Below are 7,404 nucleotides of genomic sequence, written 5' to 3' on the forward strand. Positions count from 1 at the left end.
AGATGTGTATAAGAGACAGCTTACAAACACTAACCAAAAACTAAAGTCTCCTAGAAAAATTGTACCAATAACTTTCTGTAATAAAAAATAGCCTATATCACTCTTGCCTAAAGCATAACTTATATCCTCTAAAGTTTTTGAGAAATGAATACTATACCTGAGAGTATCAACTCCTACAGTAATATCTCTTAAACCTACAATGATGGTACATTGAATTGTAATAAGAATAATAAATACTTTTTTTGTGAAATTATTTCTGATTACACCCAAAAATATAAAAGATAATATAAAAATGAAATCAGATGAAAATATAGAATGTTCATTACTACCGCTCATTTCAAAAGTGATTAGTTTCCTTATACCAATTTCTGAATAACAGAATTAATTTTCCTTCTCAGTTGAAATGGTAGGAAACCTAATAAAATTCTTAAAGGAGTTATTATTAAAACTATAAACACCTTTCTTTTCATTCTAAGAGCATACTTTATTTGAAGTTTTTGAGATCTTAATAAATATATAATACGTTTTTTATTCTCAAAAGATTGATTTTCGTGAATTCTCTTTGCAATTAGATTATATGGAACTTTAATCATTGTCCTTTTATTTGCTAGAGCCCTTAGCCACAGTTCATAATCGAATTGACTCTTTAATGAATGATCATAGTATCCGATATCTATTAATTGTTGTTTATTTATCATCACAGATGAGTGAGATATTTTATTTTTAATGAGTAAATTTTCACTAATGGTTTCAATTCCGTCTTCGTTTTTTTCTATTCCATGCTCTTCCCAAATCACAGATTCATTATTATATATAATAATCGCATTACTGCAAACTAGAAATGCATCTTTATTTTCTAAGAGAATATCAAGTTGCACTCTAAGCCTTTTAGGATGCATTAAATCATCTGCGTCAATATTAGCTATATAATCTCCGTTTGAACTTTGAATAGCTAAATTTAAAGCGTTTCCTCGACCTATACCTTCTGTAAATAAAGGCTTTACTCTTTTATCATGTCCTGCAAATTCTTCTAGAATTGATTTTGTAGAGTCATTGGAACCATCATCAATTATTATAAACTCCCAGTTATGGTATGTCTGATTTATCACAGATAATATTGTTTGCGTTATAGTTTTCTCGCCGTTTCTAACAGTGCAAATAACAGAAATAAGTTTGTCTCTCATATACTAACCCCTATAAATAATTTTTTTAATATGAAAGGGATTAAAGGTTATTTTTACAAATGATTTTTATACCATTCAATAGCTGCTTTAATTCCTTGTTCAAAACTCCACTCTGCCTCATATCCCAGCAACACTTTAGATTTACTGATATCTGCATTACTATGCTTAATATCACCTTTCCTCTCAGGTCCAAATATTGGCTGTATATCCTTTCCTAAAGCATTTAATAATTGGGTGTAGATATCAATCAAATATTCTCTCCCACCATAAGCAATATTAAATGCATTACCAGCAGCTTCACTAGGAGCTTTACAAGCTTTCAAATTTGCTTCAATAACATTTTCAATATAAGTAAAGTCACGACTTTGTTTACCATCACCATTAATAATTGGCTGTTCATCGTTTAGTAATTGTTTTATAAACTTTGGAATAACTGCAGCATATGCTCCATCTGGGTTTTGTCTCCTTCCAAATACATTGAAGTAACGTAAACCATAGGTGTCTAATCCATATAACTTGCTATATAGTTTTCCATACTCCTCATTTACCTTTTTAGTAAGAGCATATGGAGATAATACATTTCCCTCTCTACCTTCTTTTTTAGGAAGGTTTGGTTCGTCACCGTAAACAGATGAACTTGAAGCATAAACAAATTTTTTCACGCCATTTTGCCTAGCAGCTTCCATCATATTCAAAGTACCTTTTATATTAATTTCTTCATACAACAATGGCATTTCTATACTTCTTGGGACACTTCCCCATGCTGCTTGATTCAATACATAATCTATTCCTTCACATGCCTTAAGGCATGTATCTAGATCACGTATGTCCCCCTCAATAAATTCATAATTTTTATTATCACTAAACTCTTCAATATTTTCCTTTTTTCCAGTTGACAGGTTATCAACTCCTCTAACTTGATAACCCAAATTTAGAATTGCTTCTACTAGATTTGAACCGATGAAACCAGCTGATCCAGTTATTAAAAATCTAGTTCCTTCTGGAAATCTTAAGTTTTCATATCCCAACTTTATAACCTCCAATATAAAAGACCAGCATTTTCAGCTTCATCTCGATTAAATATTCCCTTTAGGTCAATTAACACACAACTATTATTTTTATTGATATCTAATACATCCTCAGATGTTGCAGCTACTTCATTCATAGCATCTAAATTGAAGTGGGAAGCTGCTCCAAACATCCCTTTTACATCTTCCAACTGAATTGCTTTAAATTCATCGTGTGGAACTGCAAAGATTACTGCATCTACTTCTTTTATATCTTCTATTTCAGTAAGATTAATTCTATATTCACGCCACAGATCTTCTTTGTCTGCTTGAGGATCTACAACTTTGACATCTATTCCGTACTCTTCTAATTCTTTGATTACGTCAACTACTTTTGTATTTCGAACATCAGGACAGTTCTCTTTAAAAGTAACTCCAAAGATAGCTACTTTTGCACCATTTATTTGTTTATTCGCCTTTATCATTTTCTTTACTGTACTTTCAGCAACATATTTGCCCATATCGTCATTTATTTTTCTTCCTGAAAGTATAATTTGGGAATGATAGCCCATTTGCTCTGCCTTATATGTTAGATAATATGGATCAACACCTATACAGTGGCCTCCAACTAGGCCAGGAGAGAAGTTAAGGAAGTTCCATTTAGTTCCTGCTGCCTCAAGAACTGCCTTAGTATCTATTTCCATTTTATTAAATATGATAGACAGTTCATTCATAAAGGCAATATTAATATCGCGTTGGGAATTCTCTATCACCTTTGCTGCTTCAGCCACTTTAATACTTGCTGCTTTATACACGCCCGCTTCCACAACTAATTCATATACTTTTGCAACAGTATCTAAAGTTTCTTCATCTTGGCCTGCCACAACTTTTATAATTGTTTCTAGTCTATGAACTTTATCACCAGGGTTAATTCTTTCTGGTGAATAACCAACTGTAAAGTCTACACCACATTTTAATCCTGATTCTTTTTCTAAAATGGGAACACAAATATCCTCAGTTACTCCAGGATACACTGTAGATTCAAAGACAACTATTGAACCTTTTGTCAAATTTCTACCCAACGTGCGACTAGCTGATTCTACCGGTGTTAAATCAGGTGTATGGTCATCTTTTACCGGCGTAGGAACGGCAACAATATGAAATTTTGCTTCCCTTAGACTTGCTTCATCTGATGTGAACTCAACAGTTGTGTTCTTAATTACTTCATTTCCTACTTCTTTTGTTGGGTCTATACCATTTTTATAAAGTTCAATTTTTGGTTTATTAACATCAAAACCAATTACATTAACTTTCTTAGCAAAAGCCACAGCTATTGGCATACCAACATAGCCTAGTCCAACTAATGATATCTTCTCTTCTTTGTTAACTAACTTCTCGTATAGATTCATTGTAATTCTCCTTATTTATTATCAAATTTATTTCTTGCAAATACGCATTAATTACTATATTTCTATCAAAATCATTTTCCATTTTTCTTCGTCCAGCCATTCCCATTTCTCTTTTTTCATAGTAAGGGAGGTTAACAAATTTTATTATTGCATTAACTAAGCTATCAACATTCATGGCCTCAAAACCAAAACCAGTTAAACCATCTTCGTAAGTTTCAATACAACCAGGTACTCTTGAAGCCAGCACCGGTCTTCCAGATGAAGCAGATTCCAAAAGGACATTAGCTAAACCTTCATGATAAGATGGTAGTATGGTAGCATGAGATTTTTTAATGAACGAATGCACGTCATCCTGCCGCCCATGGTATTTAATTAGGTCTAGTCTTTCTAATTCATCTAATTTTTTATTATAATTTTCTTCAGTGCCACCAATTAAATCAAATTGTACATGTGGATACTTCTCTTTTACCAGTTTTGCTGCTTCAAATAACTCCTCTATGCCCTTTGCTTTCATAATACGTCCAATAAAAAGGAATCTCACTTTATCATCACACATGGGGTATTCCTCGGATTTATGTTGTTCTAAATTTACCCCCGAGCCTGGTATTAACCTTGTCTTACTCTTGACGATCCTATTATCTTCGAAAAATGTTCGATTAGCTTGATTTTGAAAAAACACACATGATGCTTTCCTTAAACCTAGCTTATAAAGCATCAGTGTAATTTTTTGAATTAATCCATTATTTTCAATAGAGGTACCAAGGCCTGTTATATTTGTAATATATGGAGTTTTAGTTATTGAACACGCTATACCACCATAAACATTAGGTTTAATTGTGTACGTTAAAACAACATCTGGCTTAACCCGTTTTATTAATCCAACATAATTAAGCAATAACTTAAAATCTGTAAGTGGATTTGTTCCTCTTCTTTCAAGATGAGTATCTATAAACTTACACCCTATTTTTTCTAACTTAGGTACATATTCATCATCAGGTAAAGAAATGTAAACTTCATTATCTTGCTTAATTAGTTCCTCTAATAACTCTTTTCTAAAGTTATATAAACCCATACCAAAATTAGCCAACACAAGTATTCTCATATCCTAAACTCTCCTAACTGGAACACCAACATAAACACCAGGTTCGGTTATATCCTTCACCACAACAGAACCAGCACCTACCTTGCATCCGTTAGTGATGGTTATATTATTACTTACTACACTTCCGATACCTAACCAAGATCCTTTTCCAACTTTGACCGTGCCTGCTAAATGTGACCCTGGTGATATATGAACAAAATCATCAATACAATTATCATGGTCTATTGTAGAACCAGTGTTGATAATGCAACCTCTACCTATTTTAGTACAGCAGTTAATAACTACTCCTGCCATTACAACTGTACCCGTACCTATATCCACTTGATTTCCGATTACTGCTTTAGGGTGAATTAAATTAGGAATACTAGCACCAAATGTTTCAAGCATTTCGTGAATCCTTTGTCTCGTAGTATTACTACCAATACCTACAAATATTTCGTACTCATCTATATGTGTAAATACATCATCTGAAGTTCCAATGATTTCTAGATCCATTGATGATTTGATGCTTTTATCGTCATCTAAAAAAGCAATACTCTTCCATTTATTCATTTTTATTGCAATGTCCGCAACAACTTTTCCGTGGCCGCTAGCACCAATTATTAAAAGTTTGTTTTTCATATTTCCATTCTTTCCTTTTCGGTTCCCTTAAAAGGCTCAATTGTTGCAGCAGTTTCTGAATTAATACCTTCTCTAACGAAAACCTTTTTTATGGTTAAAAATATTATCTTCCAATCCTCAATGAAACTTACATTGTCCACATATTCAACATCGAGATTAAATTTATCTTCCCAACTAATCGCATTTCTACCACTAACCTGCGCCAAACCAGATAGCCCTGGCCTTACTTCATGACGTCTCTTTTGATGATTGTTATACAACGGTAAATACTGCACCAATAATGGTCTAGGGCCAATAATGGACATATCACCCTTCAAAATATTAAAAAGTTCCGGTAGTTCATCAAGAGATGTAGAACGTAGCAGTCTTCCAAACTTTGTCAACCTAACACTATCAGGTAGTAGATTTCCATTTTCATCTTTCTCGTCAGTCATGGTCCTAAACTTATACATCAGAAAAATCTCTTCATTAAGCCCTGGTCTCTTTTGCTTGAATAGAACAGGACTACCTAATTTCGTTCTCACAAGAATGGCCACTACTAGAAGTATCGGGCTAAGAACAATAATGGCGATTAATGATAGCATGAAATCCATCGGTCTTTTTATAAATCTTCTATAAATACCACCTTTGGAATTATTCATTATTTAAACCACAACCCCTTAATAGTCTCCACAACTCTTTCTAAGTCCTCGTCCGTCATCTTCGTATCAGAAGGCAAACATACACCATTCTCAAACAATTTCTCCGATACATCCGTTCCAACGAAATTATACTTCTCAAAGAATGGCTGCATATGCATTGGCTTCCACACAGGTCTTGATTCAATATTTTCTTTTTCAAGAGATTCCATTATGTCGATTGGCCTTACCTTACCTGTCAATGTCATCGAGCTTAACCAGTAGTTTGGTTCATTCCACTCATTACTTGGCATGAATTCAATGCCTTCAAGTCCACCAAGCTCTCTTTTATAGAACTCAAAAATGTAGTTCTTCTTGGCAACTCTTTGACCTAATACTTTAAGCTGCCCTCTACCAATCCCTGCAACCACATTGCTCATCCGATAATTAAATCCTAATTCACTATGTTGATAATGTCTTGCTTGATCTCGGGATTGAGTGGCCCAAAATCTTGCCTTAGCAATTCTTTCTTCATTATTAGAAACAAGCATTCCGCCCCCGGAAGTTGTGATGATCTTGTTTCCATTAAAAGAGAAGATGCCATAGTCACCGAAAGTCCCTGTATGTTTACCTTTATAGTAAGTACCCAGAGACTCAGCAGCATCTTCAATAACCGCTACGTTATGTTTATTACAAATCTCCATAACTTTGTCCATATCTGCCGACAAACCATATAGATGAACAACCAGTACTGCCTTTACTTCTGGATACTTTTCAAAAGCTTCTTCTAATGCTTTTGGGCTCATATTCCAAGTTTCATAATCACTATCGATAAATACAGGAATAGCATTTTGATAGATGATTGGATTTGCAGTAGCAGAGAACGTAAGTGTTGGACAGAATACAATATCCCCTTCTCCAACTCCTGCTGCTTTAAGGGCTAAATGAATAGCAGCTGTTCCAGAGGATAGTGCCGCAGCTGCTTTAGATCCTACTTTTTCAGCAAGCTCTCTTTCAAATCCATTTACGTTTTCACCAAGGGGAGCAATCCAGTTTGTATCAAAAGCTTCCTTAACATATTGCATTTCATAACCTTCATCACTCATATGTGGTGAAGAGAGGAATATTCTTTCTTTCACTTTTGTTGATTCCATTTTCTAGACTTCCTTCCCTAGTTAAGTTAATATTTTAGTAGATTAGGACTTATTTAGAAGATCTTCCTTCTAACCAACTACTAAACCACTAAAATTGTTATCTACTTCCGATAGCCACCTCGCATTTTATATTCAATATGAGAAATGGATGAAAAAATCAACACATAGTGTGTTTTGTCCTTATAAAACGATTTTTAATACTATATATTGTGTTTCGTTATCTTATTATGATACTCACCTCGGATATTATATTCAATATGAGAAATAGATGAAAAAATCTATATATAGTATCTGTCTCTTATACACATCT

Annotated in this window: 7 protein-coding genes; all 7 read right to left on the reverse strand. The window is 33.7% G+C overall.

Features of this window, described 5'->3' with window-relative positions:
- Window positions 1–356: 356 nt before the first annotated feature.
- The 7 genes from E1I69_RS23475 to E1I69_RS23505 are packed head-to-tail and all read right to left on the reverse strand — an operon-like array spanning window position 357 to window position 7,079.
- A complete protein-coding gene (locus E1I69_RS23475; protein WP_136381923.1) occupies window positions 357–1,184 on the reverse strand; it encodes a glycosyltransferase in 828 nt (275 codons plus the stop codon).
- 53 nt (window positions 1,185–1,237) lie between these two features.
- Window positions 1,238–2,212: an SDR family oxidoreductase gene (locus E1I69_RS23480; protein ID WP_136381924.1), complete on the reverse strand. Its 975-nt coding sequence runs from the start codon at window positions 2,210–2,212 to the stop codon at window positions 1,238–1,240.
- Between the two features lie 2 nt (window positions 2,213–2,214).
- Complete coding sequence (locus E1I69_RS23485; RefSeq protein WP_136381925.1) at window positions 2,215–3,600, reverse strand: nucleotide sugar dehydrogenase; 1,386 nt, start codon at window positions 3,598–3,600, stop codon at window positions 2,215–2,217.
- Window positions 3,575–4,702: a glycosyltransferase family 4 protein gene (locus E1I69_RS23490; protein WP_136381926.1), complete on the reverse strand. Its 1,128-nt coding sequence runs from the start codon at window positions 4,700–4,702 to the stop codon at window positions 3,575–3,577. The genes E1I69_RS23485 and E1I69_RS23490 overlap by 26 nt, the downstream gene beginning before the upstream one ends.
- A gap of 3 nt (window positions 4,703–4,705) precedes the next feature.
- Complete coding sequence (locus E1I69_RS23495; RefSeq protein ID WP_136381927.1) at window positions 4,706–5,323, reverse strand: acetyltransferase; 618 nt, start codon at window positions 5,321–5,323, stop codon at window positions 4,706–4,708.
- Window positions 5,320–5,964: a sugar transferase gene (locus E1I69_RS23500; protein ID WP_136381928.1), complete on the reverse strand. Its 645-nt coding sequence runs from the start codon at window positions 5,962–5,964 to the stop codon at window positions 5,320–5,322. The genes E1I69_RS23495 and E1I69_RS23500 overlap by 4 nt, the downstream gene beginning before the upstream one ends.
- Window positions 5,964–7,079, reverse strand: coding sequence for a DegT/DnrJ/EryC1/StrS family aminotransferase (locus tag E1I69_RS23505; RefSeq protein ID WP_136381929.1), 1,116 nt, complete (start codon window positions 7,077–7,079; stop codon window positions 5,964–5,966). The genes E1I69_RS23500 and E1I69_RS23505 overlap by 1 nt, the downstream gene beginning before the upstream one ends.
- Window positions 7,080–7,404: the final 325 nt, after the last annotated feature.

Source organism: Bacillus timonensis, assembly GCF_004799755.1.
GTDB lineage: Bacteria > Bacillota > Bacilli > Bacillales > Bacillaceae_L > Ferdinandcohnia > Ferdinandcohnia timonensis_A.